At 61.6% G+C, this 16,144-nt stretch carries 13 protein-coding genes; 4 read left to right on the top strand and 9 right to left on the bottom strand.

The window, feature by feature from the left end:
- Positions 1-2 precede the first annotated feature (2 nt).
- The 6 genes from P3G66_RS21880 to P3G66_RS21855 form a co-directional block, all read right to left on the bottom strand.
- The gene (locus P3G66_RS21880) at positions 3-2,180 is read right to left on the bottom strand and encodes an AAA family ATPase (protein ID WP_276117097.1); all 2,178 of its coding nucleotides are present in this window, start codon (positions 2,178-2,180) and stop codon (positions 3-5) included.
- Positions 2,181-2,201: 21 nt separating this feature from the next.
- Complete coding sequence (locus P3G66_RS21875; RefSeq protein ID WP_029254795.1) at positions 2,202-3,032, bottom strand: phosphatidylcholine/phosphatidylserine synthase; 831 nt, start codon at positions 3,030-3,032, stop codon at positions 2,202-2,204.
- Between the two features lie 59 nt (positions 3,033-3,091).
- A complete protein-coding gene (locus tag P3G66_RS21870) occupies positions 3,092-3,805 on the bottom strand; it encodes a phosphatidylserine decarboxylase (protein WP_276117096.1) in 714 nt (237 codons plus the stop codon).
- Between the two features lie 72 nt (positions 3,806-3,877).
- Positions 3,878-4,897: a MerR family transcriptional regulator gene (locus tag P3G66_RS21865; protein ID WP_007733712.1), complete on the bottom strand. Its 1,020-nt coding sequence runs from the start codon at positions 4,895-4,897 to the stop codon at positions 3,878-3,880.
- Complete coding sequence (locus tag P3G66_RS21860) at positions 4,887-5,339, bottom strand: hypothetical protein (protein WP_007733713.1); 453 nt, start codon at positions 5,337-5,339, stop codon at positions 4,887-4,889. Before P3G66_RS21860 ends, P3G66_RS21865 begins: the two co-directional genes overlap by 11 nt.
- 34 nt (positions 5,340-5,373) lie before the next feature.
- Positions 5,374-5,844, bottom strand: a complete 471-nt coding sequence (locus tag P3G66_RS21855; protein WP_003941500.1) for an SRPBCC family protein — start codon at positions 5,842-5,844, stop codon at positions 5,374-5,376.
- 189 nt (positions 5,845-6,033) lie between these two features.
- Between P3G66_RS21855 and P3G66_RS21850 the strand changes: the two genes are divergently transcribed.
- Positions 6,034-7,425 (top strand): amino acid permease, encoded by a 1,392-nt coding sequence (locus tag P3G66_RS21850; protein ID WP_007733714.1) that lies wholly within the window; start codon positions 6,034-6,036, stop codon positions 7,423-7,425.
- On the opposite strand, the gene P3G66_RS21845 is transcribed toward P3G66_RS21850, so the two are convergent.
- Positions 7,397-8,650 (bottom strand): FAD-dependent oxidoreductase, encoded by a 1,254-nt coding sequence (locus tag P3G66_RS21845; protein WP_007733715.1) that lies wholly within the window; start codon positions 8,648-8,650, stop codon positions 7,397-7,399. The two genes, P3G66_RS21850 and P3G66_RS21845, sit on opposite strands and share 29 nt — an antisense overlap.
- Before the next feature lie 786 nt (positions 8,651-9,436).
- Between P3G66_RS21845 and P3G66_RS21840 the strand changes: the two genes are divergently transcribed.
- On the top strand, positions 9,437-10,144 hold the full coding sequence (locus P3G66_RS21840) for a hypothetical protein (RefSeq protein WP_125050456.1): 708 nt from the start codon (positions 9,437-9,439) through the stop codon (positions 10,142-10,144).
- Positions 10,145-10,356: 212 nt separating this feature from the next.
- Here P3G66_RS21840 and P3G66_RS21835 read toward each other — a convergent pair whose 3' ends face one another.
- Positions 10,357-11,817 (bottom strand): wax ester/triacylglycerol synthase domain-containing protein, encoded by a 1,461-nt coding sequence (locus tag P3G66_RS21835; RefSeq protein WP_007733717.1) that lies wholly within the window; start codon positions 11,815-11,817, stop codon positions 10,357-10,359.
- 1,428 nt (positions 11,818-13,245) lie between these two features.
- The gene (locus P3G66_RS21830) at positions 13,246-14,394 is read right to left on the bottom strand and encodes a PucR family transcriptional regulator (RefSeq protein WP_007733721.1); all 1,149 of its coding nucleotides are present in this window, start codon (positions 14,392-14,394) and stop codon (positions 13,246-13,248) included.
- A gap of 82 nt (positions 14,395-14,476) precedes the next feature.
- Here P3G66_RS21830 and P3G66_RS21825 point away from each other — a divergent pair, with 82 nt between their 5' ends.
- Both P3G66_RS21825 and P3G66_RS21820 read left to right on the top strand, forming a co-directional pair.
- Positions 14,477-15,262: an HAD-IIA family hydrolase gene (locus P3G66_RS21825; protein ID WP_003941506.1), complete on the top strand. Its 786-nt coding sequence runs from the start codon at positions 14,477-14,479 to the stop codon at positions 15,260-15,262.
- Positions 15,263-15,342: 80 nt separating this feature from the next.
- Positions 15,343-15,900, top strand: a complete 558-nt coding sequence (locus P3G66_RS21820; protein WP_039973364.1) for a DUF6764 family protein — start codon at positions 15,343-15,345, stop codon at positions 15,898-15,900.
- Positions 15,901-16,144: the final 244 nt, after the last annotated feature.

Raw genomic sequence — 16,144 nt, 5'->3', positions numbered from 1 at the left:
CCTTATCGGTTGTCCGCGTACGCCTGTAGGTGTGCCACCTGCTCGGGATCGAGTGAGGGACGTACCTTCTCACGGGCGGTTGCCACGTCCGCGGCCGTCACGTCGGCCGCGTCCATGCTCCGACGCATGGCGGCGAGTGCAGCCTCACGCAGGAGAGCCGAGCAGTCTGCTGCCGAGTATCCCTCGAGATCGACGGCCAGAATGTCCAAATCGACATCTTCGGCGAGCGGTACCGACTTGCCGGAAGCACGCAGAATCGCTTTGCGAGCCTCCGCATCCGGCGGCGGTACGAATACGAGACGTTCGAGTCTGCCGGGGCGCAGGAGAGCCGGGTCGATCAGATCCGGTCGGTTGGTGGCGCCCAACACCACGACGTCGCGTAGCGGTTCGACGCCGTCGAGTTCGGTCAGCAACGCGGCTACGACGCGATCCGACACCCCGGAGTCGGAACTTTGACCACGACGCGGGGCAAGGGCGTCGATTTCGTCGAGGAAGATCAACGAGGGCGCCGAATCGCGTGCGCGCTGGAACAACTCGCGTACGGCCTTTTCGGAGGCGCCGACCCACTTGTCCATCAGCTCCGCACCTTTGACGGCGTGGACGCTGAGGTGACCTGAGCTGGCAAGGGCACGAACGAGATACGTCTTACCGCAGCCGGGAGGGCCGTAGAGGAGCACGCCGCGGGGTGGGTCGACACCGAGGCGTGCGAAGGAGTCGGGGTGCTGTAGCGGCCACAGCACCGCTTCGGTGAGGGCCTGTTTGGTTTCGACCATGTCGCCGACGTCGTCGAGGGTGACGCTGCCGATCGACAGTTCTTCGGTACTCGAACGAGACAGTGGCCGAATCACTTCGAGGGCACCGACAAGATCTTCCTGCGTGATCTCCGGAGAATCACCGGATTTGGACGCCCGCGTCGCCGCTCGCAATGCAGCTTCACGGCAGAGCGCCGCGAGGTCGGCGACCACGAATCCGGGTGCGCGCGAGGCGATGGCGTCGAGTTCGAGGGTTCCGGTGGGCACGCGGCGGAGCAGGAGTTCGAGCAACGCCTTGCGAGTTGCGCCGTCCGGCAGGGTAAGTGCGAGTTCTCGATCGCAGAGATCCTGGCCGCGAAGGCGCGCGTCGACGGTCTCCGGATGGGCGGAGGTCGCGACGAATGCCACGCCCGGGGTTGCGACGGCGCTGCGCAGTTGTTCGAGGATCAGTGCGGACACCGGTTCCGCGGTGGCCGGAAGCAGAGCGTCGATGTCACTGATCAGTAGTACGCCACCGCCGCGCACGGCAGCAACGGCGTCGACGATTCGCTGCAGGCGGGTATTCGCCTCGGTGGCACCGACTCCCGGGCCGTCGAGTTCGACCAGTTTGCGCGAGGACAGGACCGAGCGGGCCAACGTGGCTTTGCCTACGCCGGCGGGGCCCGTGATGAGGACGCCGAGGTGCGGTGAGGCGCCGAGCGTACGGAGCAGTTCTGGTTCGTCGAGTGCCAGGCCGAGCCACTCGGTCAGCTTGGCTGCCTGCGCTTGCGCGCCGACGAGGTGATCCAGCGGAACCGACGGTGCAGGCTCGATCGCGACGGCGGCCGGACTGGAAACAAGCGCACTCGGTGTCAGTGTGCCCGCCGAGCCGGAACCCCAGTTGACTGCCGAATTCGGCTGGACGCTGACCGGACCACCGGCAGGTTCGACGGCCGTGACGGTGAGCAGTTCGGATGTCCACGCGACGCCGAAGGTACGGGAAAGCGCTTGGGTGGCTTCGGAAGTGCTCGTACCCGGACCGAGATCGCGGGGGAGGAGCGAGACCGTGTCGCCGACGCTGACGACCTTGCCCAGAAGAGCTTGTCGCAGAACCGTCGAGCTGATCGAATTTGTCGCCATGGACGAGCCGGTGACGGAGACGGATCGCGCTCCGTACACCGTCACCGGACCGACCACGACGGAAGAGTTCTCGGTCAGGCCGACGTTCGACATGGTGACGTCGTCGAGAAGGATCGTGCCTGCCGGGGTTCCGGTGGATGCACGGCCCGCGACGGTCGCGGTGCCGCGGGCTCCCATGAGTGCGATGGCATCCCATTCGCGGATGCCCAACGCCGCCAACGCTTCGGGGTGCAAGCGCACGACCCCGCGGCGTAGGTCGGCGGCAGAGGTGTTGAGTCGAACGGTGAGGGCGAGTTCCGGCGAAGTCACCTCTCGAGAGTACGTCGTGGACTAGCGGGGTCGCCGCAATCCGAGACGAGCGGCCGAGCGGCGGCCACCGACGTTGGGTTGGCGTCGGATCGCGCGGCGTTCGGAAGGCTTGATGTCCCAGGTTTCGGGACGTGCTGCCACCCACCGCTTCGAGTGCACGGCAAACGGGATGTGCACCAGGTAGATCGCGATGAGAACGATCAGCAGGATGTACGGGTAGGTGATGAGTGCGGCTGCAGCCAACGTCACCAGGACGAGCAGGCCGGCCGCCATGTGCGGCGGCACGGATACCGACTTCATCGCCAGCGTCGGGATGCGGCTGACGATCAGTGCAGCCGAGAAGAGCGTCCACACGATGACGACGAAGTGCGAAGACCACCAGCCGTCACCCCACTGAGCCGTCGCGGCCAGGGGAGTGAGGGCGATGAGTGCGCCGGCCGGAGCCGGAACGCCGACGAAGTACTCACGTGCATACGCGGGGACGTCGTCGTCGTCGAGCAGGGTGTTGAAACGTGCGAGTCGCAACACGATGCTGACCGCGTAGATCAACGCGATGATCCAGCCGATGCTGGTGCCGTCCAGCAAGGTCACGTACAGGACCAGGGCCGGGGCGACGCCGAAGGAGATGGAGTCGGCCAGTGAGTCGAGTTCGGCGCCGATCTTGCTGGTGGCGTCGAGCAGTCGCGCGATGCGGCCGTCGAGTGAATCGAGGACGGCAGCTGCGCCGATCATCGCGAGCGAGGTACCGGGTTGTCCGTCGAGAGCGAATTTGACGGCGGACAGCCCGGCGCACAGCGCCAGGATGGTGATGACGGACGGCAGCAACCGCACCGCCTGGGTGCGTTTGGGCATCTTCGCGCCGGGTTGGGCTGCTCCCGGCTTCTTCACGGCTGACTTCATCTTCGGCGTCTTCACGGCAGTTGCGCGATAACTGTTTCAGCACCGATCGTGCGTTGTCCCGGCTCGACCAGGAGTGTGGTTCCGGCGGGGAAATAGGTGTCGACGCGTGAGCCGAAACGGATCAGTCCGTACGTGTCGCCGATCGGCAGGACGTCACCGACACCGGCGTAGCAGACGATGCGGCGTGCAAGCAGTCCCGCGATCTGGACAACCGCAACCTCGTGACCATCGGCGGTTTCGATCAGCATGCTGTTGCGCTCGTTGACCTCGCTGGCGTCGGCGAGATCTGCGGAGAGGAACTTGCCTGCCTGGTGAACGACCTCTTTGACCGTTCCACCGACAGGGCTGCGCTGGACATGCACGTCGAGAACCGACAGGAAGATGCTGACGCGCGGGCGCGGCTCGCTTCTGAGATTGAGCTCGGCGGGCGGAACGGCGTTGTCGACCAACGCCACCTCGCCGTCGGCGGGTGCGACGACGACGCCGATGCGGTTGGGCGGCACCCGGTGCGGGTGACGGAAGAACGTGGCGCATGCGGCGGCGGTGGTCAGACCGGCTCGGCGCACCCACTTACGGTTGCGGCCCAGAGCTGCAACTCCCAGCGGGGCCAGCACGAACGGCAGGCCGGCGGGATGAAGTGGCGGAATCGCATGGCGAACCAGATCGACGATATGTCCGATCCCGGTGGGTTGCGGGGTTCCGGGGGGTGTGGGTCGGCGTGCCACAGGCTCCTCTAACTACTCGGTAGGTCTTCTGCTGGTCGCACTGACAGTACGGGGTGGTAGAGCATCCATAGATTACGTGAACGCCTTCTCTCCTACAGGCTGTAGTGGCATCAAGTACGAGTAGTACCCGACACAGTCGCCGGTGCGTATCGCCAGCGGGAGCGTCGCACCGCTTACTCGGATCACCAGTTGCCGCCCCGGTTGGGCTGCGGCGGCGTCGCGCAGTCGCTGCCGGTCGACCAGTACTCGGAACTTCTCACGGGGATCCGTTCCGCCCGGATCCACCCGGGCACCACCGTCTTCGCCGACGCTGACGACGGCACTGTCCTCGGTGCCGTTGAGCAGGGCGGCAAGGTGGTCGCCGCTCAGTTCGACGGCGTTGTGGTGCTCGCGCAGGATTCGGTGATCGGGGAACTCTCCGTCCTCGATCAGGGGGCTGGACACCTCACCTCCCGGATACGACGCAGTCACCGTGCGCGCGGAGAAAGTCAGCGTCACGACGCCGGCGACGTCGCGCAACAATCGCGCGAAGGTGACGGGAACGACAGCGGACACCGTCAGAGCGGAGTGAACTTTCACCTCGGCGACCGCGAGCCGGAACTGATCAGTGGTGACAAACGCAGCGACGCCGTCGTGAATGTCGAGGTGGACGCCGCGAAGTATCGGGAACTCCGATTCCTCGTTCACGGCGAACAGCACGGCGTCGAGTGCGCGTCGTAGATCCCACGAGTCGATGTCCACGCCGCCGGAGATAGGTAGCGCGTCGATCAGGCGGTGGATTCGTCCCAGTTCGGCCCGGGCGTCGGCGAGACCGTCCTCGAGGTTGCGCAGATGAGCGTCGAGGCACGAATGGGGTTCCGGTCCGGTCAGGACGGCCATCATGTCGCGGATCGGAACACCGACGCGCCGCATACCGGCGATCACGCGTGCGTCGCGGAGTTGGTCGTCGGTGTACCAGCGGTAACCGGTGTGCGGATCGACGGAATGCGGGACGAGTACGCCTTCCTTGTCGTAGAACCGCAGCGCGCTGATCGGGAGCGCCGACGCCCGGGACATCTCGCCGATCGTCAAGAGGGCGGAACTAGTGGTCACGGATCAATTCTGCCCGCAGTCGCTCGATAGCGCCCCTGATCATCCGGCCGTAACCGTCGTCGGCGAGTGTGCCGACCGACGCCTCGGCCTTCGTCAGATGCTCGACGGCCTCGGCGTCGCGTCCGAGTTTGCGGTAGTCGGCAGCCAGGTTGAGGTGCAGCGATGGATAGAAACCGGCGACCTGCAGCGATGCGTGGTGTTCCTGGGCTCGCGCGTCGGTCAACGAATCGGCAGCGTCGAGGGCGCGCAGGTCCCAGCAGAGCTCTTGAGCCGGATCGTCTTGAACGTCGGCCATGTAGTGCGCGAGGGAGACGATGTGGAGCGCATCGGGGGCGGCGCTGATCTCTTCCCACACCTTCTCGAACGCAGAGCGAGCCCCGGCTCGATCGCCGGAGCTCGCCAATTCTTGTGCCTGCGCTATCTGTGTCATCACGGGATCCATGGAACGGATCCTGATGCCTCGACCAGGTCGAGGGTCAAGCAGAGGTGCGTGCAGCCGCCTCGGCCTCGCTCTTCACACGCTTCAATGTGGCATTCATGCCTTCGACGAGCTCGACCTCGAAGTCGGCGTTTCCGCCCAGGACGGTCTTGACGAGGAACTGCGAGACCTTCGACGTTCCGGTGGGAGCCTCGCGACGCTCGGTCACTTTGGTGCCGGTAGCGGTCGGCTCGAGTTCGTAGGACCAGATCGTGCGGTTCTCCGCGATGCGGAACGCCACCGACTTGTTGGGCTCGAAGCGAACGACCTTCGACGACGTCGGCCAGACCAGCAGGCCCTTACGGTTGACGTTGATCGTCTTGGCACCCTCACGCACGGTCCCGCCGATCACCTTCATGACCTTGCACTGGGGGCTCCATTCGCCCATGCGCTGCAGGTCGGCGACGATTGCCCACACATCCTGCGGTGATGCGTCGATGTCGATGCTTGCTTCGAGGGTGTTGGACACAGTCTCTCCAGTCGAGTTGATGCTACGTAAAGTTACAAACACTTTTGTCGATCGTAAGCGATCCGTCAATGGACCATGTGTGTCAGGTCACTGTACGGCCGTCCAACAGGGTCGTGCGGGAACACGCGCGGTGGTAGCGGACAATGGTTCGCGCACGTATGACGATCCATCCGACTGGAGTACCGAGAAGTGAACAGCGACGCAGCGACGCAGGATGGCCTCAAGCGAGGGCTGACAGCGCGCCATATCCGCTTCATCGCCCTCGGATCAGCCATCGGAACCGGACTGTTCTACGGCAGCGCCGAGGCCATCAAACGAGCCGGCCCGTCGGTGCTCCTGGCCTACCTGATCGGCGGTATCGCGGTCTACCTGGTGTTGCGAGCGCTCGGCGAGATGGCGGTCCGTAACCCGGTTTCCGGTTCGTTCAGCGAGTACGCGAACAAGCACCTCGGACCACTCGCCGGTTTCATGACCGGGTGGACGTACACGTTCGAGATGGTGATCGTGTGCCTCGCCGACGTCACCGCCTTCGGCCTGTACATGCAGTTCTGGTTCCCGGACGTACCGAGATGGATCTGGGTTCTGGCTGTCGTCTTCTTCATCGGCGCGATAAACCTGTTGAGCGTCAAGGTGTTCGGCGAACTGGAATTCTGGTTCACGCTCGTGAAGATCACCGCCATCATCGCGATGATCGCCGGCGGCATCGCGATCATCGTGTTCGGATTCGGCGTTCACGACACCGATGCCGGAATCAGCCACCTCTGGTCGGACGGCGGGTTCTTCGCGACGGGCTTCGGCGGATTCGTCGCGTGTTTCGCGATCGTCATGTTCGCGTTCGGCGGCACCGAGATCATCGGTATCACCGCGGGCGAAGCCGAGGATCCGGCGCAGACCATCAGGAAAGCCGTCAACACGGTGCCGGTGCGCATCATTCTCTTCTACATCTGCACCCTCGCCGTCATCATGGCGATCATTCCGTGGCAGGCCATCAACTCCGACAACAGCCCGTTCGTCCAGATCTTCGAGAACCTCGGATTGGGAACGGCCGCTTCGATCCTCAACATCGTCGTCATCACCGCAGCCCTGTCGGCCATCAACAGCGACGTTTTCGGTGCGGGTCGCATGATGTTCGGAATGTCGCATGCCGGTCAGGCCCCGCAGGTGATGAAGAGAGTCTCCGCCAACGGTGTTCCGTGGATGACCGTTGTCATCATGACCGGTGCCCTGTTGGTGGGAGTCCTGCTCAACTACCTGATCCCGGACCAGGTGTTCCTCGTCATCGCCTCGCTGGCCACCTTCGCCACGATTTTCGTCTGGATCATGATCCTGCTCTCGCAGTTCCGTTCCCGCGCTCAGATGAGTGCAGACGAAACAGCGGCACTGAAGTTTCCAGTGCCGCTGTGGCCGTACGGTCAGATCTTCGCGATCGTGTTCCTGGCTTTTGTCATCGTGTTGCTCGGCGTCATCGCCGATACCCGAGTTGCTTTGCTCGTCGGTGCCGGATGGCTGGTTCTGCTGACGGGCGCGTACTACAAGTGGGTGAAACCGGCTGTCAGCGCAGCGGATCGAAGTGGCGCATGACGGTCGGCGTCTGAGCGCCGGTCATCGAGTCGGCCACCATCTTTCCGGTCAACGGACCCAGGGCGATTCCCCACATCCCGTGACCACCGGCGACGTGCACCCGCGGCGACTTCGTGGCTCCGATCAACGGCAAGCCGTCGGTAGTGCACGGTCGTGATCCCACCCACTCCTCTTCCCGCGCAGTCCAGTCGATGCCGCTGAGCATCGGCTTGGCCGCATCGATGATCGCCTGCACGCGGCGCGGATCCAGCGGCGCGTCAGGGCTGCGGAATTCCATCATTCCGGCCACTCGGAAGCGATCGTGCAACGGAGTGCATGCGACGCGCTGGGTGGGGAAATACACAGGGTTCTTGGGGAGGTGCTCGGGCTTGACACTGAAGCTGTATCCGCGTCCGGCCTGCACCAGTTTGCGCACACCGAACGGTGCTGCGAGCTTGTTCAAGCGGGCACCGCTCGAGATGACCACGGCGTCGCCGTCGCGTGAATCACCGTGTGCACTGCGAACAGTGACTCCGCCGACCCGATCGTCGATCTGCGTGACGTCGAAACCGCTGACGATTTCTCCACCGCGTTCACGAACCGCGTCCGCCAACGAGTTCACGAACAACGGGGGATCGATGAAACGCTGATTACGCAGACGCAAACCGGCTTTCACACCCTGGCCGAGTGAAGGCTCGAGCGAGTGAATCGCGTCGTAGTCGAGGAGGTCGAAGTCGACTTCTCCGCCGGCAGCTTCGACGTGATGGAACTCGTCCACCAAGGTCTGTCGGTCCTTCTCGGACGCAAACGCGGCGAGGAAAGGATCGGCCAGGCGGGTCAGCTCTTTGACGCCACCGTCGGCGAGTTCGTCGTACGCGCCCAAGGCTGTTCGGTTGACCTCGGTGTAGACCGACATCGCTTCCTGCCACTTCGACGGCGTGCAGTGGCGCGCGAACCCGACCAGGAACCGAATCAGCTTCAGATCGGTGGTGAGTGGCACGTACACCGGGGACGACGGGCTGAGCATCGCGCGCAAGCCGTATTGGAGCACTGCGGGTTCGGGCAGCGGAAGCGTCAATGCGGGGGCCAGCCAACCGGCGTTGCCCCAGCTCGCGTCGGCTGCGACGCCGTCGCGATCGACGACGGTGACCTCGACTCCACGTTCCTGCAAGAACCAGGCCGTCGACAATCCGACAACACCCGCACCGACCACGACCACACGATCGGGGCTTTGACGAGTTCCCATGACGCACTCCTTCTACAGACTCTGCTCGAACCGAGACGCCGGTCACATCCGGCTCTTCTCCCAAGCATGAATCGCGGGGGCGGCAAAAGGACTGGCCGTTCGGCCACAGCTTCGGGGAATGCGTTGTGCGAGTGCACAGCCCTCGCTTGGGAAGCGAATCACAGTGAGTCGGTTCGTAAATGCGCTGGAACTTTTGAATTAATACTAAAGTATTAACCGTCTCTCGAATGAGCTGCGTTGTTAATACTTTAGTATTAATGTTTCGCTGAATGTTAGTTCCTTGGTATTAGTCGCGTGCAAATCCTGGATGTAAGTGGGGGCGCCATTTCAAGTTGTCGAGAGATTTCTTTCAAAAACTGTTACAAGTTCTAGTAATTGAGGTATGGTGACGGTCATCACATAAACGGCAAATCGTGAATGGCCTTCAATCGTCGATCAGCTGTTCCAACTTACCGCTCGGTGTGAGCATCCAGTGGAATGGGTGCTACCAAACCAGCTGATTGGAGGTGGTTTCTCACGGTCGGACGTCATCTTTTTCGGAATCGAGACATGATTCCCGGGTGATGTCGTATCGCTAATCTCCGTTGTCAAGATTTCGGTCGTGCATCGGTAGTGAACAAATCCTATCGTGCTGCGCACGGCCTCAAAGACTTCCCCTTCGCCGCGAAAATTCCGGTGATGCGGAGGCTGTCAATGCAGTAGTTCAACTTTACTCGAACTGCGTTTTGGCAGGAAGTGCTATCAACGCTAAAAACCGATCCCGAAAGGGAATGAGGAGTAGAAGATATGCATGTTTCAACGGCAAAACGTACGGTGGCCGCTCTAGCAGTAGCAACTGCTTCGGCGGGCATGGTATTCGCAGCAGTTGCACCGGCGTCGGCAACTGCAGGTACGACGGTGACGAGCTATAACCAGGCGTGCCGCGCTGTAAGTGTTGGGCAGACCGTGGATCAGGTAGTTCCAACCTCGGTCACGGCTAACCACGTCACTGTGAATGCCACGCCCGGGGTAAATTCATACACCCTTCAGCCCGGTTCAGCGACGACGCCCAGCAGTTCTGGCGTCTCGGGTGTCACATTCCTCGGCATTGATGACGTCAGGCTTGTCTACCGCTATGACCCAGCGACGTTCGTCGCAGGATCGGCCGCACTGGTGGCCGGTTCCGGTTCGGGCTACACAGGCACGGTCACTCTCACCGATACCGGATCGCAACTGATCGTGGACGGTGCGGATGTCGGCGTAGGCGTGACATACCAGCTTCCGAAGATTAGTTTCCAAACTCGGAACAGTGCGTTGGACGTGAAGTTCGACACTCAGGGCACCGCGGCCCAGATGTATAACTTCTCGGCGAATTACTTCCGTTTCACATCGAAGGCGTCAGTGCCTATCTTCGGGACAGTCAGTGCGCCGACCTCATGCATTCCCGCCAATGCGGTGGGTGCGACCGGTAGTTACCCGGCACTGAATTCGGGTGCGGGCGTTCTGCATCCATAGTCAATCCGGACCCCGGTGATTAGCAGCGCTGCCTGACACCCCACTCAGGCAGCGCTGTTTTGCGTAGTCTTGTGCGTGAGTGCCAGAAGTGTGTGCCGGGAGGCGCTTCCAGACCATGTGGATGCGAGTTACGTGCAGAATTACCCGCTCGACAAGAATCCCGACCTACCGCAGTGGTAGGCCGGGCTCGTAATGTCTTGGTGAATAAGGGATCAGGATGCGATGACGGTCGAGTTGCTCTCGAGCTCACGCGTCTTTGCGGCTTCCTTCAGTTCCTCGAAACTCGCGCGAAGCAACTCCAGGTAGTGGCCTAGATCTGGCATCGTTGCGGCGTCTGCAATCACGTTGAGCGTTAGGTTGCCGCCACTCGCAGCTACCATGAAGTGCCGCAGCCCGTCACCGTCGACCGGTGCTTGATTAGCGAGTACGGCAGTGCCAGATGCCCCGTTCAGGGTCAGTCCGTTGACCGAGAGCGGAATGTTACTCACCATCGTGTGCTGATACCGCGGCCCATCCGGCTTGTAGTCGTCATGGTGACGTGAATATGCCATCAACCGCGCTATCGGAGCGGGTAGGGTCTCCAACACTGTGCTCATCCGCCGGACCGCTGTGTGGGACGTACGGGCCTTCTCCGAGCGTGCAGACTCTGCGATGAGAGCGAGTCTCTTCAGCGGATCCGTGATCGTGGTGTGCATGTTCACGGACAGATTCACCAATTGGTTTGCGGACTCCCACTCCTCTTGCTTGCGCATGGACCGCGGAACCATCGCGAACAGAGAACCTCGAGGCGCTTCGCTCTTCTCGGTAAGGTATCGCGCCATCGCGCAACCGACCACAGCCAGAAGGACGTCGTTGACAGTCGCTCCGGGGACTGCGTTCTTCACATGCCGAACCTCGTTGCCTGCGAGGATGATCGGCTCCACCAATGCCGACCCGCTTACCTTGCAGTTGAAGCGGGTGCTAGTACTTTCGTAGATGCACTCGTCCCATTCTCCAGCACTCTTCGCCTCGACTACCGCACGGGCAGCAGCCCGATTGCCCGGAATGCTCTTGGCGAACTGGATAAGTTGGCCGGGGAAACTCAGCACTGATCGCGTGAAGAGACGTCCCCGTAGGAACCGTATTGCAGGTGCTGATTTCCTCGGCCGTTGCGCATCCGAAAATATGGCTTCACCCAGCATTCGGATCGCGATTCCGTCGGCCGCGCTGTGATGAGACTTGAGCACAACCGCCGTCAGCCTGCCGGGTAGAGCGTCAAGCCCCTCGATCCCCGTGAAAAAGTGCAGTTCCCAGGGTGGGCGGCTGAGATCCATTCTCGAGGTCAGCAGGGCGCTGAGCATTTCTTGAAATGGTGCCCAACCCGGCTCGGAAATCGCGTTGACCCGCACGTGGTCGCCCACATCCAGGTTGGGGTCTGGAACCCAGTACGGATGGCCGAGTCCCAGTGGCGTGTGCTGGATTCGGTGGGTGAACATGCGATTGTGTCCGAGCCTGGCGGTGACCCAATCGACGGCTTGCGCCTGCGTGAATTCTGCGGCTGGGTGCTGAGATGTTTCGAAGAAGTACACGCCGACCAGATGCTTCAGGTGGCCGGCGGACTCGTTGTAGACGAAGTCCGCGTCTCGCGGATTCACCTGTGTGACAGCCGCATCCAGCAGGTTGGGCAGTCTCATGTCGAACTCCTCACGTGGCGGGTGCCGGATCAAAGTGTCCGTGCCCCGGAACTCTCGTGGCCCGGAACTCTCGTGCCTGGAAAACTCTCGTGCTTGGAACGCGAAATGACCCCCGAGGCGAATTGGAGCCTCGGGGATCATCGAAGTTCAGAGTAGAGAAGTTGCACCAGAGAATTTACTTCTGCAGAATGGTACTTCCCAGGCCGGTCAACTCTATGGTCCCAGTAGCCCAGGCGATCAAACTGGTGATATATCTTTGCAGCATTGTAAATCACCTTTCCTTAGAGCGGCGTCGGCGTGTACGCGGACAGGGTGTTGAGATACTTCGCGAACGTACCTACTAGGTCGATTGAGCCAAATCCCACCAGATCCGACAGATAGCTCATTGAAAGATCGAACATTATTGTCTCCTCTCCCGACTACGGGGCAACGGTCGAGCCGAGGGCGGTCTGAATGCTTCCACCAATACCTGCAGAACCGCTAGCCATTAGGTTGATGGCTGCGGAGATAGACTTGAAGATGCTGTCGACTATTGCCTGCACATAAACGAACGGGGGTAGCAATGATTGCGAATCAATGCTCGTGACTGCGTCGATTATACTTGCTGTATCCACTATGCTAACGCTCCTTGCGGTAGATTTTTATCACGGTAGGAAATTCTGTTGAAGTCAGCCGAGTGGGGGTTGCCAGTCGAAGTCGACTGACGCCATGGAGCCTCTGTATACGAGCAATGAAATGATCTGCAAAATTATCGGTTCCTTGAGGTAAGGCACCATCGATCCTAGATCCATCGTTTACTCCTGTCGTTGGGTGATGTTCTGAAATGGATCAGGGTTGCGATGAGCCGGTCTCGATTAATCCGGCTAGCGAGCCGGTGGCGCCCTCGATGCCGGGCACTAGGGATCCGCTCCATACATTGTCCAGTAATCCGGTGAACAACGCAGCCGTTGCTTGAAGGAACATTGCGATCATATGAAGTTCCATCCTTTCGATAGATCTGGAAGACTTTTTGTACATCGGCGCATGCTTGTTGCATTCCACAAAGAGCAGGTTCGACTAGTGCACGGACCCTTGCGATCGTTCTGCTAAGAGATCCGTGTGGCGTTCGGGGTCTTATGTGGCGTGACGGGAATGAGGTTAGCTCGAGCAAGTCCACTTTGACTAGGAATTTGTAGAACCAAACTGAAACGTGTTTCATTTGTGCTGGTCAGGCAACCAAAATGGCCTATTTGGGCCGTGAGAGGAAGATCTTGCGGAACGCTAACCAGATTGCAAGATTGATGATTGCCGAATTGCTGGGTTTTGGGAATCGTGGCCGGTAATTATGACTTTTGGCGGACTGGTCGTTAATACTTTTGGGTGATATTTTGTCGAATACCCCCCAAAGTGGAGCGGCACGGGAGATGCTCCGATACCTTCTTCGCCGGCTCAGGAACTTCGTAGTTTGAACTGAAGCATCAGGATCAGTCGAGTGTCCGCGTCGCTCAGGTCAACCCCGCACATCTCCTTGCAGCGGCGTAATCGATTGCGGAGAGTGTTGGGGTGAACATGCAATGCTGCGGAGGAACTCGCGACATCACCGCCCTTGTCGAGGAAGGTGTGGGCCGTTGCGACGAGTTCGCTTCCATGTCGACGGTCGTACCCTTCCAGGGCGTGCATAGGTGTGGCGGTGCTCAGTCCGTCGAATATGTCGGCAACATGTAAGGCCAGTACCGACGCCAAGGTGTCGTTCATACCCGCGACAATCCCGCCGGACCGGTTGTGTCGCAGCGCGCCCAGAACATGGTCGGCGTCGGCGCGTGACAAATGGCATTCGCTGGCTGATTTCACGGTGCGGCCCACCGCAACGGCAAGTTGTGCTCGTGTGCGGGCGCGGCTGAGGAAGTCCTCCAACAGTCGGCGGGCGTTCGCTTCGTCAGCGCCGACAACAAGGTACGTCGAGTCGATCAACTGTGCGATCACGGCGTCGACGGCCAGAGTGTCCAGGTACAAGCTCAAGGAGGCGACCAACCCCGCCGGCAGTGGTCCCGTGACGGTTCCGACCGCGACCACCGTGAGCGGACCTGCCAACCGCAAGTCGTCGGCGGCGCGGAATGCGGGTTCGCCACCGCCGATCAGTGCTTGGACGCGCTGGGATTGGCGACGACGTGTGCTGTCGACCCGGTCACGCTCCGAGGCGATTCTCTCGGCCACGACAGATACCGCGGAACGAAGTATCGATTCCTGTGTGGGCGTCGGTGTTCCGGCCAGTGCGACCCAGATCGAGCCGACGGGGTGATCGTTCTCGCGAACTGCGATAACCAGTCGCGGCGTGATCGCGGGGTCTTCGAGGTCGACGTAGATGGGATCGCTCTCTCGGTGAAGCCGATCGAATACTCCTGCATCGGAGAGTAATTGGCGGAATCGGCTGGGTACCTGCCGACCGAGGATCGTGCCGATGCGAGCTTCGTCTACGGCCTGCTCGCCGCCGGAGTACGCGAGAACCGTCGAGTTCTCGTCCTCGATCGTGACGGGAGCGCCGAGCAATTCGGCCAGAGAACCGGCAACGGAGAAGAGGTCGTCGTCGCGCAGGTCCATGGGTGGGAGCCTACTGAGCGATGGACGGATTTCGGGTTTCGACGCCTCGGCAGGACCTCGATGGCGAATATAGGCTGGTGCAATGGCCGACATCGAAGGTGTTCTGTTCGATATCGACGGAGTCCTGCTCACGTCCTGGCAGCCGATCGAGGGAGCAGGGGAAGCAGTACGCGAAGTTCGGCGGCGCGGATTGGCCTGTGGGTTTCTGACCAACACCACCTCGCGCAGTTCGACACTCATCGCGCAGGGGTTGTGCGACGCCGGTATCGAGGTGGAGGCGAGCCAGATAGTTACTGCCGCCAGGCTCACGGGGGAGTACGTGCGGGCGACGTACCCGGACGCGAGGGCGTGGGTACTCAATCACGGTGACGTGTCCGCCGATCTCGAGGGAATCGAGTTCGACGACGCCGATCCCGAGGTCGTGATTCTCGGCGGCGCCGGCCCGGAGTTCACCCACGAGGCGCTGAGCCGAGTGCTCGAACTATTGCTCGCCGGAGTGCCCGTCGTCGCGATGCACCGCGGGATGATGTGGGAGACCGTAGACGGCCTTCGGATCGACACCGGAACGTACTTGCCCGGCTTCGAGGAAGTGGCGGGTGTAAACATCGCCGCAGTGGGTAAACCGTCTCTCACGGGGTTCCTGACAGCCACGGAGTTGATGCATGTCGAACCTGAGGCGACGGTGATGGTCGGCGACGATCTGATCGGGGACGTCCTCTCCTCGCAGCGGGTCGGCCTGACCGGAGTTCTGGTGCGCACAGGCAAGTTTCGGCAAACAGTGCTCGACCTCTCGGTTCAGAAGCCCGATCATGTCATCGATTCGGTCGCGGATCTCCCGGCCCTTCTCGGGGTCGTCCTCGAGGCTTGACCAGGCGGGGGTGACGGACTTCACTCGAGCGGGTACTCTCGCGCCCGAATCCAATGAACTTGTTCCACGAAGGAGTTTCTATGCCCTTGATCTCGTCAGTCTGGTTCCGTCGCTCATACTCTCGAGTCAGCGGAATTTCCAGTAGTCGGTTGGGGGGCCGCCTGGCGAGAACAGGGGCTGTGATGACTGTAGGTATGGGGCTCGCCGCCGGGCTGGCGCTGACCGGTGCGGGAGCTGCTTCCGCGGCGCCCGTCGCGTGTGTCTCGCCGCCGTCGGCAAATGACATCCAGGTCTCCGAGACCGCGAGCTGCGGCGCGCAGTCCGTCGGAGCCGGCCGCGCGCAGGCCGGTGCCGCCGAGAGCGGTACGGCAGTGAGCGTCGCCGCCGACAACGGCTACTCCAATTCATATGCCAACGGCTTCGGAACCGCGCTGGGGGCGTCTCGCGGTAACGGTCAGGCGCAGGCATTCGCGCTCGGCGGCGGTATCGCGCGGGCCGGGGCGGCTGACGGAAATGTCACCTTCGCCATCGCCGGTTACGGGGCGGGCGCTACAGCCGATGCCAATGGCGTCGACTGCGTCGGAGTGCTCTCGTTCGCGGTCAATTTGAGTAACGGACAGTTCTGCATCGCGGGCTGAGGCTCAACCTTGCACTCGGCACGCTCGAGTGCTAAAAATGCAGTTGGCACTCGCGAACCGTGAGTGCCAGGTCGAGGCAGTGAGACCGGGAACCATAGACACCCCCGGTCGTCCGTCGCGGGCACTGACTAGACCACAGGCGTAGATGGGTGACCAGGCAAATCGGTCGCCCGTGTAATGAGGTGACCGGTCAAACGGTCGCCTTGTGCCGATGAGGTGACCCGACGAGCGGTCACCTTGTGTG

Source organism: Rhodococcus sp. C3V, assembly GCF_029269915.1.
Taxonomy (GTDB): Bacteria; Actinomycetota; Actinomycetes; order Mycobacteriales; family Mycobacteriaceae; genus Rhodococcus_F; species Rhodococcus_F qingshengii.
Note: the sequence above shows the minus strand (reverse complement) of the source record. Positions and strands in the feature narration are given on the sequence as shown.

Excerpts from the sequence above, each read along its gene's own strand:
- P3G66_RS21830 (WP_007733721.1), bottom strand. The coding sequence starts at position 14,394 with ATGGACCTGCGCGACGACGACCTCTTCTCCGTTGCCGGTTCTCTGGCC.
- P3G66_RS21845 (WP_007733715.1), bottom strand. The coding sequence starts at position 8,650 with ATGGGAACTCGTCAAAGCCCCGATCGTGTGGTCGTGGTCGGTGCGGGT.
- P3G66_RS21825 (WP_003941506.1), top strand. The coding sequence starts at position 14,477 with ATGGCCGACATCGAAGGTGTTCTGTTCGATATCGACGGAGTCCTGCTC.
- P3G66_RS21840 (WP_125050456.1), top strand. The coding sequence starts at position 9,437 with ATGCATGTTTCAACGGCAAAACGTACGGTGGCCGCTCTAGCAGTAGCA.
- P3G66_RS21835 (WP_007733717.1), bottom strand. The coding sequence starts at position 11,817 with ATGAGACTGCCCAACCTGCTGGATGCGGCTGTCACACAGGTGAATCCG.
- P3G66_RS21820 (WP_039973364.1), top strand. The coding sequence starts at position 15,343 with ATGCCCTTGATCTCGTCAGTCTGGTTCCGTCGCTCATACTCTCGAGTC.
- P3G66_RS21875 (WP_029254795.1), bottom strand. The coding sequence starts at position 3,032 with ATGCCCAAACGCACCCAGGCGGTGCGGTTGCTGCCGTCCGTCATCACC.
- P3G66_RS21860 (WP_007733713.1), bottom strand. The coding sequence starts at position 5,339 with ATGGATCCCGTGATGACACAGATAGCGCAGGCACAAGAATTGGCGAGC.